General features: G+C 60.1%; 14 protein-coding genes and 2 pseudogenes. 3 read left to right on the top strand and 13 right to left on the bottom strand.

Annotation, left to right across the window (positions count from 1 at the left end):
* From ACZ9H3_RS10300 to metG, 6 genes and pseudogenes are all read right to left on the bottom strand, one after another.
* A complete protein-coding gene (locus tag ACZ9H3_RS10300; protein WP_330523160.1) occupies positions 1–519 on the bottom strand; it encodes an Rnf-Nqr domain containing protein in 519 nt (172 codons plus the stop codon).
* Positions 512–1130, bottom strand: a pseudogene (locus tag ACZ9H3_RS10295) (RnfABCDGE type electron transport complex subunit G). The gene ACZ9H3_RS10300 and the pseudogene ACZ9H3_RS10295 overlap by 8 nt, the downstream one beginning before the upstream one ends.
* Positions 1127–2113, bottom strand: coding sequence for an RnfABCDGE type electron transport complex subunit D (locus ACZ9H3_RS10290; RefSeq protein ID WP_476220635.1), 987 nt, complete (start codon positions 2111–2113; stop codon positions 1127–1129). The pseudogene ACZ9H3_RS10295 and the gene ACZ9H3_RS10290 overlap by 4 nt, the downstream one beginning before the upstream one ends.
* Positions 2114–2123: 10 nt before the next feature.
* Positions 2124–2948 (bottom strand): annotated as a pseudogene (rsxB, locus tag ACZ9H3_RS10285) (electron transport complex subunit RsxB); the annotation flags it as partial.
* Complete coding sequence (locus ACZ9H3_RS10280) at positions 2945–3529, bottom strand: Rnf-Nqr domain containing protein (protein ID WP_476220633.1); 585 nt, start codon at positions 3527–3529, stop codon at positions 2945–2947. The gene ACZ9H3_RS10280 and the pseudogene rsxB, both read right to left, overlap by 4 nt.
* Before the next feature lie 93 nt (positions 3530–3622).
* A complete protein-coding gene (metG, locus tag ACZ9H3_RS10275) occupies positions 3623–5662 on the bottom strand; it encodes a methionine--tRNA ligase (protein ID WP_102053390.1) in 2040 nt (679 codons plus the stop codon).
* Positions 5663–5814: 152 nt separating this feature from the next.
* On the opposite strand from metG, the gene apbC reads away from it, so the two are divergent.
* The gene (gene apbC / locus ACZ9H3_RS10270) at positions 5815–6909 is read left to right on the top strand and encodes an iron-sulfur cluster carrier protein ApbC (RefSeq protein WP_409278408.1); all 1095 of its coding nucleotides are present in this window, start codon (positions 5815–5817) and stop codon (positions 6907–6909) included.
* Between the two features lie 122 nt (positions 6910–7031).
* Here the strand turns inward: apbC and ACZ9H3_RS10265 are convergent, their stop codons facing one another.
* Positions 7032–7241 (bottom strand): cold-shock protein, encoded by a 210-nt coding sequence (locus ACZ9H3_RS10265; RefSeq protein WP_009396490.1) that lies wholly within the window; start codon positions 7239–7241, stop codon positions 7032–7034.
* Positions 7242–7592: 351 nt separating this feature from the next.
* On the opposite strand from ACZ9H3_RS10265, the gene dcd reads away from it, so the two are divergent.
* Both dcd and ACZ9H3_RS10255 read left to right on the top strand, forming a co-directional pair.
* The gene (gene dcd / locus ACZ9H3_RS10260; RefSeq protein WP_065760448.1) at positions 7593–8159 is read left to right on the top strand and encodes a dCTP deaminase; all 567 of its coding nucleotides are present in this window, start codon (positions 7593–7595) and stop codon (positions 8157–8159) included.
* 93 nt (positions 8160–8252) lie between these two features.
* Entirely contained in the window at positions 8253–8480 is a 228-nt protein-coding gene (locus tag ACZ9H3_RS10255) for a hypothetical protein (RefSeq protein WP_065760447.1), read from the top strand.
* A gap of 22 nt (positions 8481–8502) precedes the next feature.
* Here the strand turns inward: ACZ9H3_RS10255 and ACZ9H3_RS10250 are convergent, their stop codons facing one another.
* The 6 genes from ACZ9H3_RS10250 to ACZ9H3_RS10225 all read right to left on the bottom strand — a co-directional run bounded on the left by ACZ9H3_RS10250 (position 8503) and on the right by ACZ9H3_RS10225 (position 15578).
* Positions 8503–9267 (bottom strand): ABC transporter ATP-binding protein, encoded by a 765-nt coding sequence (locus tag ACZ9H3_RS10250; protein ID WP_065760446.1) that lies wholly within the window; start codon positions 9265–9267, stop codon positions 8503–8505.
* A gap of 9 nt (positions 9268–9276) precedes the next feature.
* Positions 9277–10392 (bottom strand): succinylglutamate desuccinylase/aspartoacylase family protein, encoded by a 1116-nt coding sequence (locus ACZ9H3_RS10245; protein ID WP_330523157.1) that lies wholly within the window; start codon positions 10390–10392, stop codon positions 9277–9279.
* A gap of 8 nt (positions 10393–10400) precedes the next feature.
* The gene (locus ACZ9H3_RS10240; RefSeq protein ID WP_065760444.1) at positions 10401–11111 is read right to left on the bottom strand and encodes an ABC transporter permease; all 711 of its coding nucleotides are present in this window, start codon (positions 11109–11111) and stop codon (positions 10401–10403) included.
* A complete protein-coding gene (locus ACZ9H3_RS10235) occupies positions 11108–11836 on the bottom strand; it encodes an ABC transporter permease (RefSeq protein ID WP_065760443.1) in 729 nt (242 codons plus the stop codon). The genes ACZ9H3_RS10240 and ACZ9H3_RS10235 overlap by 4 nt, the downstream gene beginning before the upstream one ends.
* 131 nt (positions 11837–11967) lie before the next feature.
* Positions 11968–12750, bottom strand: a complete 783-nt coding sequence (locus ACZ9H3_RS10230) for a transporter substrate-binding domain-containing protein (RefSeq protein ID WP_102053386.1) — start codon at positions 12748–12750, stop codon at positions 11968–11970.
* A 386-nt stretch (positions 12751–13136) separates the two neighbouring features.
* Complete coding sequence (locus ACZ9H3_RS10225) at positions 13137–15578, bottom strand: penicillin acylase family protein (RefSeq protein ID WP_476220626.1); 2442 nt, start codon at positions 15576–15578, stop codon at positions 13137–13139.
* Positions 15579–15686: the final 108 nt, after the last annotated feature.

Here is a 15686-nt window from a genome sequence, read left to right as displayed (position 1 = left end):
TCAGCGAATTCCTTGGCAGCGAGAGGACGCACGTTGGCGCCAGGCCCTATTGTACAGGGCGAGCAACAGGCCAAGAAGGAACAGGGCCCCAGGGGTGAGATGGGCCAGGCGCATACCGCTGCCCATCAGCTCACGAGCCACACCCAGGCTGATACAGAGTGCAGCGAACCCGAGTAACAGGCTCAGCGGGAGGCGCCAGCTTTTGGCGTGTCCCAGCGCATGCTCGAACAGCACGCACTGCAGCGCGATCAGTGCGGTGTAAAGGCCCAGGCTCTGGTAAAGCACCAAGGCGTAGGCGCGTAGGCTCAGTTCCAGGCAGGTGACGATTGTCGCAGCCAAAAGCATGCTGGCGACTTCTGCACCGATACCCGTCAGTAGCCGCCTCAGGGGCGTCATACCGAGGCGATGCAACAATATTGCCAGTAGGCTGAGCGCTGCTATCGAAGCGCCCTGCAGGAGCGTTTGCGTGGCGCCCAGCAGCGGTGCCAGGCTTAGGCCGGCAAGCCAGTGTCTATTCATCTGTGGCCCCTTCGAGTAGGTCTTTGGCATGCTCATCGAAGTAGCGCAGGGCGTCATGTAGCGGCCTGGATCACGGCGCGAGAGGTCACACTTGCGCCGGCCAGTTGGTCGAACTGGCCATTATCGCGTTTCAGTGCCCAGGCGGCATCGGGCGTAGTCGTGAGCCCATGGCCGATGAAGTGCTGCAGCCAGGTGTTACCGGGTTCTACAAGCTGCGCGCCAAGGCCCGGGGTTTCCTGTTGTTGCAGGACTTTCAGGCCCATCAGCCGGCCGCTGGGGTCTATGGCAATCAGTATGTCCAGCGCGCCGCCGTAGCCCTGCGTACGACTATGCAGTACCACGGCGCTCGGCTGCCCGCCAAGTAGCGCGCGGTAGCCTGCGCGCAGTGTGCTGTGTGCCAGGCGGGTATCGCTCAGGCGGATGGGGTGTTGCAAGGGGCTATTGTCATAGGACTCAGCGGGCAGCACGCTTAGCCATGTCTGTGCCTTGAGTTGTTCCTGTGCGACCCTGATCGGCGCGGCAGCGTAGTGATGCCAGGTCATGCTGACCGCGACTGCCAGTAACGCAAGGGCAGCCAGCAGCATGCCGCTGCGCAGTCCTGTACGCTTCATGTTGCCTCCCGTTCCCAGCGGCCGGCCCAACGTTCAATGGCTGGCACCGCAAGGTTCATCAGCAGCACTGCGAACGCTATGCCGTCGGGGTAGCTGCCCCATGTTCTGATCAGGTAGATCAATACCCCGACTCCCGCGCCGAACAGCAAGCGGGCCTTGGGGCTCCTGGGGCCGGACACCGGTTCTGTGACAATGAAGAACGCCGCGAACAGGGTTGAGCCGGATAACAGGTGCAGCAGTGGCGAGCCGTGGGAGTCGGAGCCCGAACCGTTCCAGCAGAACAAACTGATGATAAACAGACTGCTCAGCAGCCCTATGGGCGCATGCCAGCTGAATACCTTGCGCTGGAGCAGGAACACGCCGCCCAGCAAGAAGCCAAGGCTGGCCCACTCGGTACCTTTACCGCCGAAATGGCCAAATCCGGGGTGCTGGGCGAACAACTCATCCATGGTCAGGCTTCTGTTGTTGCGCAAGCCATCCAGTACGGTGGCTTGTACCCAAGCGTCGGGTTGTGTGCTGCTGGCGATACCAAACACCTGGTGCAGGCTGCTGCCAAGGTCCAGCGGTTGGGGGGCAGGCCACTGGGTCATCGCAACCGGGAACGACAGCAAGACCAGGGCATAGCCAAGCATGGCGGGATTGAATGGATTCTTGCCCACACCGCCGTACAGGTGTTTGCCTATCGCAATCGCGCTACTGGCGGCGATCATCGGCAACCACCAGGGCGCATAGGCGGGCAGTGCAATGGCCAGCAATGTCGCGGTGACCAGGGCGCTGCCGTCGCTTAACGCGACCCGAACAGGGCGCTGCATCAGCATGAGCAAGCCAGCCTCGGTTGCCAGCGCTCCGACGCTGGTCAGCAGCAGGTTGAGCAGCAAGCCCCAGCCGTGCAACCAGAGCAACGCCATAAGCCCTGGGGAGCAGGCCAGCAGCACCAGCCCCATGGTGGAGCGCAGACGCTCGCTGACATCAGCCGCGGCCATGCTCGCTCACTGCCTGGAGCGATTCAAGGTGCGCTTGCGCAGCCTGAGATTCGCGCTCCAGTTCCAGTAATTGGGCATGCTGGGCGTCGCTCGGGGTTTCACCGAACGCCGTACGGGCCTTGTTCAGCTGGGCGCGACTCATGGCTGCGGCGATCTTCGCCTGCTTCAGGGCCGCATCGGCTGCGGCGATCTTTTGAGCCTTGACGCGTTCGATAGCTGCCTTGATTGGGTCATCGGTTGCCGTTTCGGTCGTGGCATTGGCCGCTGGGCGTTGGCTGCGGGCAAGGCGTTCGGCTTGTTTGCGAGCCTCGTCACGCTGCAGGCGTGCATTGCGCTGTTCGTAACGTTGCCTGGAGTGGTCACGCTTGGCGGTTCGTGCAGCCCGTTGCTCGGCATCGGTTGCCAGCCCGCCAACGATGGGGATGATTGCGCTGTTCGCCGGTAAGGGCAGCAAGTCGATGCAGTCGACCGGACAGGGCGCAACACACAGGTCACAGCCGGTGCATTCGGTGCTGATGACCGTGTGCATCAGTTTGGCTGCGCCGACAATCGCATCCACCGGGCAGGCCTGGATGCATTTGGTGCAGCCGATACATTCCGCTTCCCTGATGTAGGCGACCTGAGCCGGTGCGCTGCCGCGCTCGGGGTCCAGCGCTAGAATCGGTACGTCAAGCAGCTCGGCCAGGGCGGCGATCGTTTCGTCGCCGCCTGGCGGGCATTTGTTGATGGCCTCGCCCTTGGCCAGGCCTTCTGCGTATGGGCGGCATCCGCCGTGGCCGCATTTGCCGCATTGGGTCTGTGGCAGCAGGGCGTCGATGCGTTGAATCAGACTCATGATGTAAACAATCCGTTGAGGCCGAGAAAGGCCATGGCCATGATACCGGCGCCAATCAGCTCCAGTGGCAGGCCGCGAAAGGACTCGGGTATGGCGTCGTTGTCGAGGGTACGCTGTCTAAGGTCGTCGAGCAGTATCAGTACCAGCCAAAAGCCCAGGCCGCTGCCTATGCTCAAGGCTATGACCTGCAGCACGTCGAGTTCAGGGCTACTGGCGGTGAGGCTCAGCGCCAGCACGCCGGCATTGCCAAGCAGCAGAGGCTTCAGACCCGTCTGCGACAGTTGGGGCTGCCAGCGACTGACAAGGGTAAGCAGTGGCGTGATCAGTACGATGCACAATGGCAGGAACACGAACAGGCGCAGATAGTCCAGCTGCAAGGGCAGGAGCAGGTAGCGATAGAGGAGCTGACCGATCAGGGTGCTGCTCAGCATCAGCAGGCCGGTGGTCAATCCCAGTGCATGGATCTTGTGTCGGTCTGCAGCGCCATCAATACGCAGGGCGGGATCAAGGGCCAACCCCTGGTGCAGGACGATGTTGTTGATCAATGCAGCGCCGATGAGCGTAACGATCAGTTCTGTCATTGGAGGGCCGAAAAATCAGGGCTGTCCGCCATTATCCGGCAACGACGAGGGGAAGAGAACGCCCCGGTCTGAGATGACCGGGGCGGATATCACTTATTTGATGCGTTGACCCGGTTTTGCACCGCTGTCCGGGCTCAACAGGTAGATCTCTTCACCGCCAGGGCCGGCAGCCATTACCATGCCTTCGGAGATGCCGAAGCGCATTTTGCGTGGTTTCAGGTTGGCGATCATCATGGTCAGCCGACCTTCCAGCTTGGCCGGATCCGGGTAGGCCGACTTGATGCCGGAGAACACGTTGCGCTGTTCGTCACCGATGTCCAAGGTCAGGCGCAGCAGTTTGTCGGCACCTTCCACTGCTTCGGCCTTGAGGATCAAGGCAACACGCAGGTCGACCGCCGCAAAGGCGTCGAAGTCGATCTCCGGCGACAGTGGATCCTTGGCCAACTCGCCGTTGCCAGTTGCTACGCTGGTCTGGGTCGCTTCCAGGTCTTCTTTGCTGGCAGCCGTCATGGCCTCGACCTTGAGCGGGTCGATACGGCTCATCAGGGCCTTGAACGGGTTCAACTTATGGTTGACGAGGCGGGTCTGATGGTCGGCCCAGGTCAGAGGGGCAACGTTCAGGAACGCTTCGGCATCGGCGGCCAGTACTGGCAGCACCGGCTTGAGGAAAATCACCAGTTGGCGGAACAGGTTAACGCCTTGGGCGCAGATCGCCTGGACTTCTTCCTGCTTGCCTTCCTGCTTGGCCAGTGACCAAGGTGCCTTGTCGGCAATCCAGGCGTTTGCGCGGTCGGCCAGGGCCATGATCTCGCGCATGGCGCGGGCGAAATCGCGGTTCTCGTAGGCTTCGGCAATGCCGGGTGCGGCGGCCAGGAAGGCTTCGGTCAGTTCCGGTGCTGCGTCGCCATCGACCATCACACCGTCGTTGCCCTTGTGGATGAAACCGGCGCAACGGCTGGCAATGTTCACCACCTTGCCAACCAGGTCGGAGTTGACCTTCTGTACGAAATCTTCGAGGTTCAGGTCGAGGTCGTCCACGCCGCGGCTGAGTTTGGCGGCGTAGTAGTAGCGCAGATATTCCGGCGACAGGTGATCCAGGTAGGTGCGGGCCTTGATGAAGGTGCCGCGCGACTTGGACATTTTCTGGCCGTTGACCGTCAGGTAGCCGTGGACGTTGATGCCGGTAGGCTTGCGATAGCCGGCACCTTCGAGCATGGCAGGCCAGAACAGGGCGTGGAAGTTGACGATGTCCTTGCCGATGAAGTGGTACAGCTCGGCTTTCGAGTCCTTGTTCCAGAACGCGTCGAAGTCGAGCTCCGGGCGGCGTTCGCAGAGGTTCTTGAAGCTGGCCATGTAACCGATCGGCGCATCCAGCCAGACGTAGAAGTATTTGCCTGGCTCGTCCGGGATCTCGAAGCCGAAGTACGGTGCGTCACGGGAGATGTCCCACTCCTGCAGGCCGGCATCGAGCCATTCGGCGATCTTGTTGGCTACCGCGTCCTGAAGGGTGCCGCTGCGGGTCCAGCTCTGCAGCATGGCCTGGAAGTCTGGCAGCTTGAAGAAAAAGTGCTGGGAGTCTTTCAGTACCGGTGTGGCGCCGGAGATTGCCGACTTGGGGTTCTTCAGTTCAGTTGGTGCGTAGGTGGCACCGCATTTCTCGCAGTTGTCGCCGTACTGGTCTTCTGCCGCGCATTTCGGGCAGGTGCCCTTGATGAAGCGGTCGGCCAGGAACATTTTCTTGTCCGGGTCGAAATACTGGGTGATCGAGCGGGTTGCAATGTGCCCGGCGTCGCGCAACTTCAGGTAGATATGGCTCGACAGCGCCCGGTTCTCTTCGGCGTGGGTCGAGTGGAAGTTGTCGAAGTCCACCAGGAAGTCAGCAAAGTCGCTGCTGTGCTCAGCTTGCACGCCGGCAATCAGTTGCTCGGGAGTGATGCCTTCTTTTTCGGCGCGCAGCATGATTGCCGAGCCGTGGGCATCGTCAGCGCATACATAGATGCACTGGTTACCGCGAAGCTTCTGGAAACGCACCCACATGTCGGTCTGGATGTATTCGAGCATGTGGCCAAGGTGAATGGAACCGTTGGCATAGGGGAGGGCGCTGGTGACTAGAATCTGGCGTGGCTCGGACATGGGGGCTCGGCTACTTTCGGCTACAAGAGATGAAACGAAGATCGGTCACTATAAAACGCCGGGAAATATATTTCACCCCGTGCACGTATCTGGGCGTGTTTCACGGGTTAGCATAGTGACCTGTTTTGCTCAGTCTTTTATCGGGAGTCTCCATGAGTGCCGTCACTCGCGCAGCCGTCGAATCCGTCCTTCGTCAATACACCGACCCTTACCTGAACCAGGATCCGGTCAGCGCTGGCTGTGTCCAGGCCATCGATATCCAGGGCGAGCGCGTCAGCGTGAAGCTGCAACTGGGCTATGCCGCCGGGCTGTTCAAGAAAGGGTGGGCGCAGGTGCTGCAGACCGCCATCGAAGGGATGGAGGGTGTCGCTGCGGCCACGGTCGAGATCGACTGCGTGATCGCCGCACACAAGGCCCAGGCGCAGATTCCGGGGTTGGCCAACGTCAAGAACATCGTTGCCGTAGCCTCCGGCAAGGGCGGCGTCGGCAAGTCGACAACAGCTGCCAATCTGGCGCTGGCGTTGGCCCGCGAGGGTGCTCGTGTGGGTATTCTGGATGCGGACATCTATGGTCCGAGCCAAGGTGTGATGTTTGGCATCCCCGAAGGCACCCGACCGAAGGTCAAGGACCAGAAGTGGTTCGTGCCACTTCAGGCTCACGGTGTTGAGGTCATGTCCATGGCATTCCTGACCGACGACAACACACCGATGGTGTGGCGCGGCCCGATGGTCTCTGGCGCCTTGCTGCAATTGGTGACACAGACCGCATGGGACAATCTGGATTACCTGGTGATCGACATGCCGCCGGGCACGGGCGATATCCAATTGACCTTGGCGCAGAAGGTGCCGGTGGCGGGTTCGGTTATTGTGACTACGCCTCAGGATCTGGCCCTGCTGGATGCCCGCAAAGGTGTGGAAATGTTCCGCAAGGTGAACATTCCGGTGCTGGGTGTGGTTGAGAACATGGCCGTACACATCTGCTCGAACTGTGGTCATGCCGAGCACCTGTTCGGTGAAGGCGGTGGCGAGAAGCTGGCGGCACAGTACGGGGTCGAGTTGTTAGCGTCATTGCCGTTGTCGATGCTGATTCGCGAGCAGGCTGATAGTGGTAAGCCAACAGCCATCGCCGAGCCCGAGAGCCAGATCGCCATGGTGTACCAGGAACTGGCTCGTCAGGTCGGTGCACGGATCGTGCTGCAGGAAGCCGCAACCCCGGCGATGCCGAGCATCACCATCAGCGAAGACTAATGCCTGTAGGCGCCGGCGATACTATCGCCGGCAATGCCGGTTATTTCAGTGCCGGGCAAACTGAGGGCATAAAAAAACCCCGCCTGTTGAGGGCGGGGTTCTTTCAAGCTAAAAAGCGGAAGTTAGATAACTTCTACTTCTTCAGCCTGCATGCCTTTCTGGCCGCGGGTAGCGACGAAAGAAACCTGCTGGCCTTCTTTCAGGCTCTTGAAGCCGTCAGCCTTGATGGCTTTGAAGTGTACGAACAGGTCGTCACCGGATTGTGGAGTGATGAAGCCGAAGCCTTTTTCATCGTTGAACCACTTAACGGTACCGGTTTGGCGATTGGACATTGGATGTCTCCTTGGACAAAGTTAACTACGGTTCAGGAAACGCCCTGGCCGAGACTGAGTGCAAAGAGCAGGAAAATTCATGAAGATGTGTTGATCGAAATCTTGCATCAGGTAGAGATTCTCAGTGACATTGTGCAGCACAGTGACGTCACCTTAACCCTTTTTCCAGAACGTGCCAATGGTCTTGTTGAGCTTTCGCACAAATGCATGACTGACGGTGCATGTCGCGCCTGTCCAAGTGCCATCCGGCCGCTATCTGACGGCCACCGCTGCACGGAACTTTGAACCCGGCGCCCGGCCCGGTAAGATGCGCATCAGATTTTTTCACCTCGCTATTTTCAGGACACCGCCATGAGCATCAAATCGGACAAGTGGATTCGCCGCATGGCGCAAGAGCACGGCATGATCGAGCCTTTCGTCGAGCGCCAGATGCGCGGTGAGGGTGCCGACCGGCTGATCTCCTTTGGCGTCTCCAGCTACGGCTACGACGTGCGTTGTGCCGACGAGTTCAAGGTGTTCACCAACATCAACTCGGCGACCGTCGATCCGAAAAACTTCGACGCCGGCAGTTTTGTCGACATCAAAAGTGACGTTTGCATCATTCCGCCGAACTCCTTCGCCTTGGCACGCACGGTCGAGTACTTCCGTATTCCTCGCAATGTGCTGACCATTTGCCTGGGCAAGAGCACCTATGCCCGTTGCGGCATCATCGTCAACGTAACGCCGCTGGAGCCGGAGTGGGAAGGTCACGTCACCCTGGAGTTCTCCAATACCACGACGTTGCCGGCCAAGATCTACGCCAATGAGGGCGTGGCACAGATGCTGTTCCTGGAGTCAGACGAAGAGTGTGAGGTGTCGTATAAGGACCGTGGTGGCAAGTACCAGGGCCAGCGTGGCGTGACCTTGCCGCGCGCCTGAGGCGACGAAGCGAGGGAATTCCGGGTGTATGCTGTACTCCAATGAAGGCCGCCGGCGCACACTACGTGTACCGGCCCTGATTGGGAGTGACTGATGAAAATCGACCCGACCCTCAGCGCCAAGCTGGCGATACTGCAGCCCAACCAGGTTGGTGTGCTGGCATGGTCGCTGCTTGCGCACCCACATCCTGTCAGTGCAGGCGGGATCCCCGGCCAGCCGGACCCCGACACCCCGAATACCCCTGAGCCGGGCACGCCACAGCCGATGGAGCCGGGCGAGCCGACGTTGCCTGACGAGCCGCCGCCAGCGCCTGTGGCTTGAGCCGTCGTCCCTTCACGTTACCTTACTTCAGGTTGCCGCTGAGGAACTGACGCAGGCGTTCACTTTTCGGGGCTCCCAGTACCTCCTGCGGCGACCCTTGTTCCTCGACCAGCCCTTTGTGCAGGAACAGAACCTGGCTTGAGACTTGCCGTGCGAAGGCCATCTCGTGGGTGACCATGATCATGGTGCGACCTTCCTCGGCGAGCCCCTGAATTACCCTTAGCACCTCGCCAACCAGTTCCGGGTCGAGCGCGGAGGTCGGTTCGTCGAACAGCATCACTTCCGGCTCCATGGCCAGCGCACGGGCGATGGCCACGCGCTGTTGTTGACCGCCGGAGAGAAAGGCCGGGAATTGCTCCGCCAGTTGCGGGGCGAGGCCTACTTTGTTCAGGTACTTCCGGGCGCGTTCCTCTGCTTCGTGTTTGCTCACCCCGAGCACGCGGCGTGGCGCCATGCTGACGTTCTCCAGCACGGTCATGTGGCTCCACAGGTTGAAGTGCTGGAATACCATGGCCAGCCGTGTGCGGATTCGTTGCAGCTCATCAGGATCGGCGACGTGCATGCCGTGACGGTCATGACGCATTTCAACGGGTTTGCCATCAAGGGTCATACGACCATCATCAGGCTGTTCCAGAAAGTTGATGCAGCGCAGGAAGGTGCTCTTGCCCGAGCCACTGGCGCCGATCAGGCAGATGACATCACCTGCGTTGGCTTTTAGCGAAACACCCTTCAAGACATGATGTTCGCCATAGCTTTTGTGCAGGTCTTCGATTGTCAGTTTGTACATGCGCGGCTCTCAAGGCGATAACAGGTAGCCGCTGCGGTAGGCCTCACGACCTGCCACGTGGGCAATGACCATGCCGGCAGTTGCCATGCGTCGTAACGAGCGCGCATAGAGCAGGCCGGGTTGCGTGTTGCATACCGGGGTTACGCGATCGTTGAGCGGGTCGATGACCTCGGCGATCAGCTCGCCTGCCTGCAGGTATTGGCCCGGTTTGGCGTGGAACACCAATAGTCCCCCCAATGGTGTTGCCACCGGCTCTACGCCTGCCAGCGGCGTGGCGGGGTAGCGCAGCGCGGGCAGTGGGGCCGCTTCGCCTTCGATGGCACCGGCATGTACCAGGTAGCGCAGGATCGCTTCACAGTCGGTCTGGGCCAGTGGGTGGCTAACGTCGCCTTGACCCCGTAGCTCTACCGTGACGGAGAAGCTGCCTTGGGGGATCGGGTAATGCTTGCCGAAGCGCTGTTGCAGTTGCCACCAGACAAGGGTGAAACACTCGTCGAAGGATTGGCCGCCGGAGTCGGTTGCCAGCAGGCTGGCCTGCGCGCCAAGGTAGCGCGACAGCGGCTCGACCTTCGGCCAGGCCTCTGGCGTGGTGTACAGGTGTTCGACGGCCTCGAAGTCGCAGTGCAGATCGAGGACCATATCGGCATCGCATGCAAGGCGCTGGAGGGTCAGGCGCTGCGACTGCAGGGGTGTCAGGGCTGAATGCTCTTCCAGGGCCCGGCGCAGGCTTTGACGGATCAGCTCGATGTTGTGTTGTGCATCCTGCGTCAGTCTGGCCTCGATCTGATCGCCGATCACATCGCTGAGATCGACGAAGTTTCGATTGAAGTTTTCCCCGCTTTGCAGCTCGTAGCGGCCCAGTGGAACGTCCATGAGCACTTGTTCGAGGCCCACCGGGTTGGCAATGGGTACCAGAACGATTTCTTGTCGCAGGCGCCCCTGGGTTTCCAGTGTGCTCAAACGCTGCTTCAAGTGCCAGGCCACCAGCATGCCGGGCAGTTCGTCGGCATGCAGTGACGCCTGGATATAGATTTTACCGGCGCCTTTGGGGCCGAAATGGAAGCTGTGGATTTGCCGGGCGATACCTGGTACCGGGGCCAGGATTTCGTGGGTTTTGTGATGCATGAACAGTCCTAGTGAGCAGGGCCTAGAAAGGCCAGCCAGCGTCGTTCGGCCAAGCGGAACAGGCCCACAAGGGCGAAGGTCACGCTCAGGTAGATCAGTGCCGCGATACCGAACGACTGAAATGTCAGAAATGTAGCCGAGTTGGCGTCGCGGGCGACCTTGAGGATGTCCGGGATCGTGGCGGTAAAAGCCACGGTGGTCGAGTGCAGCATCAGGATCACCTCATTGCTGTAGAACGGCAGCGAGCGCCTAAGGGCCGACGGCATGATGATGTAAGCATAGAGTTTCCAGCCGCGCAGGCCATAGGCTTTGGCTGCCTCTACCTCGCCATGGGCCATGCTGCGGATTGCTCCGGCGAAAATCTCCGTGGTGTAGGCGCAGGTATTCAGGGCAAACGCCAGGATGGTGCAGTTCATCGCGTCGCGAAAGAAACTGTCGAGCAACGGTTGCGCGCGCACGGCCGCGATGCTGTAGATGCCGGTGTAGCAGATGAGCAGTTGGATATATAGCGGGGTGCCACGAAACAGGTAGGTGTAGAACTGTACCGGCATGCGGATCCAGAAAGACCGCGAAACCCGTGCGATCGACAAGGGAATGGAGACGAGAAAGCCGATCAGCAGCGAGGCCGAGAGCAGCCACATCGTCATCGCCAGCCCAGTGATATGGGTGCCGTCTGTGTAGAGAAAAGCACGCCAGTATTCCTGCAGCAGTTCGATCATCGTAGTGCCTCCCGGGTACCTGCGTTGTAGCGCCGTTCAAGCCAGCGCAGGGCAACGTTCGAGGCACTGGTGATCATCAGGTAGATCAACGCCGCCAGCACCAGGAAGTAAAACAGCTGATAGGTACTCTTGCCGGCGTCCTGGGCTGCCTTGACCAGGTCGGCCAGGCCGATGATCGACACCAGTGCGGTGGCCTTGAGCATGACCATCCAATTGTTGCCGATACCCGGCAATGCATAACGCATCATTTGCGGAAAGACCACAAAGCGAAAGCGCTGGAAGCGTTTGAGTCCATAGGCTGTCGCCGCTTCGACCTGGCCACGGGGAACCGCGAGAATCGCACCGCGAAATGTTTCGGTGAAGTAGGCGCCATAGATGAAGCCCAAGGTGATGACCCCGGCCGCGAACGGGTCGATCTCGATGTAATCCCATTCCAGCGCTTCGGTCAGGCTGGTCAGCCAGGTTTGCAGGCTGTAGAAAATCAGCAGCATCAGCACAAGATCGGGTATTCCACGAATCAGTGTGGTGTAGACCTGAGCGGTAATCCGTAGCACGCGTACGGAAGAGAGTTTGGCGCTGGCGCCGAGCAGGCCCAGGCCGACGCTGACCAGCAGTGACATCAGCGACAGATTGATGGTCATCCAGGTGCCTTTTAACAGCAGTGGGCCGAACCCCTTCAAGCTGAATGCCGAGAGCCCCAGATGCTGCAGCAGGTCTTCGAACATGACATGACCCTATGGCCGTGGTGAAAAAACAGTATTCGGCAGTGCAGGAGCCGACGGCACTGGCGATTCAGGCGTATGCACTGAACCGCCAGTGCGCAGGAGCCTCCCTTGGCAAGGCCGGCTTCTGCGGCTTACTTGCCGCTGTACAGGTTCAGGTCACCAAAGTGTTTTTTCTGCAGTTTTTCGTAGGTGCCATCATCGTGTAACGCTTTGATACCTTTGTTGAGGAGTTTTTGCAGCTCGCTGTTACCTTTGCGGATACCGATGGCTGTCTTGGACGGTAGCAGTTCGCTGTCGACGGGCTTGCTGACTTCATAGCCGCTGCCCTGTGGGGTTTTCAGGAAGCCCAGTTCAGCCTGCAGCATGTCCTGGATCGAGGCATCGAGGCGTCCAGAGATCAGGTCGGCGTAAACCTGATCCTGGTTTTGATAGGCCTGGGTCTTCACCCCGGCCTTGTCCAGAACGGCCTTGGCGTAGGCTTCCTGAATGGTGCCTTGTTCATAGCCGACGGTCTTGCCGGCCAGTGAGGCCGGGTCGGCGCTCAGGCCTGCGCCTTTCTTGAAAACCAGCGAGGTTGGGCCGGAGAACAGTTCATCGGAGAAGTCGATCGCTTTTTCTCGAGCGGGCGTGACTGTCATCGACGAGATCACACCGTCGAACTTGTTGGCCTTGAGGCCCGGAATCATGCCGTCGAAGTCACTTTCAACCCACTTGCATTTGACCTTCAACTCCGCACAGATAGCATTGCCCAGATCAATATCGAAGCCCACCAGGCTGCCATCAGCGGCCTTGGATTCAAACGGTGCGTAGGAAGGGTCGACGCCGAAGCGCAACTCCTTGTACTCCTTGGCCATAGCAGTGTTAGCGGCCAGGCACAATGCAAGTGCGGAAAGCGTCAGCCATGCTTTTTTCATTGTGTTGTCCTTGCGTCCGAGGGGGTGCTTTAAGTGTGTCCCGGCCGTTACCGACCGAAGTGAGACATCAATGTGATAGCAAATTTCGCACCATATCTGCGCATGGCCTTAGCAGGCGCTGAACCGGGCCTGTCGCAAGGAGACTGTAGTACCTTTAATGCTCAGGAATGGAGCAATGTAAGAGGCCAGGCGCACCGAGAGCGCCTGACTGTTGCTTTCAGGCCTCAATAGCGTGCGTCGACCGCTTTCCCAGGATTGGGGCAATCCTTGATGTTTTTTGATGTGAGTATCAGGCGCAAAGCCGAGGCCAAGCTGGCCCCGGCTTTGTAGGGGGATGCACCGTGGCGCGCCCTTGATCGGGGCAAGGGCGCAAGGCGGTTATGAGGCTATCGACCCGGCACCAAGGTCAGGCGTTTGCTGCCATAGGCACGTTCGAAGTTTTGTGTCTGCATCGGGAAGCTGACGTAGCGGCCTTTGAACCAGGCATCCAGCCCGTCGGCAAAGTGGCTGCTGGCTGGGTTGCCCGACTGCCCGCTGCTACTGATGCCTTGCAGGGGTTCGGCCAGGCCGAAATCCACCACCATGCGCATGGACGGCATCAGGCGCGCATTGAAGTCCTGCCCCCAGGCATAGGCTGAACTGTTCAGCGTGGTGTGGTCTCCGCCAGCGGCCAGCGGCCCACGGTTGAGCGTATCGCCCAGGCCATGGAAGCTGGCGATCGGCCAACGGTACTGATGCAGCTTGCCCCATTGCCAGGTACGGTGGTCGCTACCCATTTCGCGCTCACCGACGTTGATCGCAGCCGCCAGGCTACGCGCGAGAATCGTCGGTTTGTCCTCTTTCTGCGCGGTGTTGCGGTCATCCCAGAATGGGCTGTCGTCACGTCCGAGCAAATGATCGGCCTGTGCCGAGTAGGAAAGCCGGGCGTTACTGATAAAGGCCTGCCAAGCAGCACCGGTCTCCGGGCCCAATTCATCGAGGAAGGTCAGTTTGGCACTTTCCTGCAGGAACAACTGGTACAGCGCTGCGTCAGCCGAGGTGGCACTGAGACGGCCATCAAAGGCCATCAGGCGGTCGTAGGCTTCGCGGGCCTTGGCGCGTTGATCCTGAGGCAGGGCGTCGATAGCCTGTTTCAAAGGCTGGGCCATGCCCGGTGCCTGGAACATGCTTTTGAGCTTGGCAGCGTACAGCGTGGTTTGGTCGTTCTGCATGGTCATCAGGCTACGGCTGTCATGTTTGCCGTTGGCTGCCATCTGCGCCAGGCGCTCCGCACGCTCGGGGTAGTACCAGGTGTTGGACAGTTGCATGCCGTAACCGCGCGGTACGCTGCGCTGGTTGGCGTTGCCCAGCCAGCCCTGAGGCGGGTCCTGGTCATAGGGATGGAGCATCGGGTCGGCATAGCCGTCCCAGTCGTAACGTCCTTCCCAGCCGGGCGAAGGCAACAGACCCTGGCCTTCACGGCGGTTGGGGAAGTGGCCGGTGACCTGCCAGCCGATATTGCTGGCATCGGCAAACACCAGGTTCAGTGCCGGAGCACCAATCTCGCGGCTGGTCTCAAAGGCGCCTTCGACGTTGGCCTTGCGCGACAGGTCGAAGAACGCATCGAGGCTCTTGTCGCCTTTGAGCGCCGGGGTTTGCAAGGCAAGGGCGAGGTTTGCATTCTGCGCCGGATTTAGCAGGACGCCGTGACGGGTGTCATACAGGGTTTCGCGGATTGGGCGCTGACCCTTGATGAAGAATGTTTCGTTACGGGCCATGGCCGGTTGCCATTTGCCGTCTACCTGATAGAACAGGCGGTTCCCTTCACGGCGGATTTTTTCCAGGAACAGGTCCTGGTTATCGCCCATGACCGCACTGGTGCTCCAGGCCAGTTTGCCGTTGAATCCAGACAGGACCAGTGGAAGGCCTGCAAGGGTGAAGCCGGCAGCCTGATATTTCGGTGCACGGATTTGTACCGGGCTCAAGGCCCATGCACCTTGGCTGTCACTGGCCAGCAGGCTCTTGCCACTGCGGCTATGCGGCGCGGCTATGGCCCAGTTGCTGGAGCCGGGGGCGCCGAGCAGGTTGAATGCAGCCAACTGCTGGCTCACGGCGTTGAGTGCAGACAGGTTGGGCAGTTGGCTGCTCAGGTTCAGTCCGCCAAGTTTATCGGCTTCAGCGTGTGGAAGTGGTTCATCCGGATAGTTCGGCAGCAGCCAGGCCAGTTTGTCGCTGCCGACTTTCTGCGCCAGTACCAAGGCCGCGAGTTCTTCCTGCAGGTTCACCGACTGGCTGAAGTTGTAGAGGCAGAAAATCAGCGCCGAGTCTTCTGGCTTCCAGTACTCCGGACGGTAGCCGGTCTGGGCCAACGGGGCTGGCAACTTGTCGCGGTAGCGGAACAGATAGGCGTTGACCCCGCGTGCATAGACTTCAAAGAAGCGTTTGAGGCGTGGTGAGGCGTCGGCGTAGAGCTGGTTGGCGCTCTGCTTCAGGTTGACCGCACGCATCAGGCGGTCGACTTCCAAGGCATCTGGGCCGGCCATTTCTGCCAGGCGTCCTTGGGCCAGCAGACGCATGCCAACCATCTGACCAATACGGTCGCCGGCCTGCACATAGCCCAGGGTGAAGAGTGCGTCATGGAAGGTGCTGCTCTCGATCAGCGGCATGCCCATGGCATTGCGCCGCACCGAAACGTTTTGCGCCAGGCCCTTGAGAGGCTGTACACCCGTGGTCGGCGGTACGCTGTCGTGGTAGCCGCCCATCTGGCAGCCGCCGAGGCTGAGTAGCCCGAGCATCGCTGCGGCAACGCCGAATCGGGGAAGAAAAGGGGGTAAGGCTGGCGAGGCCATGGTAAGGCTCCTGCAGGGTATGGCGGCGGAAAGGCGCTACGTTAGTGAGCGCGACCACACCATGCAAGCGGGGGCACAGCCTTTATTTTCAACGTGCTGCACCCCTTG

Source organism: Pseudomonas sp. TE3910 (assembly GCF_056279025.1).
Note: the sequence above shows the minus strand (reverse complement) of the source record. Positions and strands in the feature narration are given on the sequence as shown.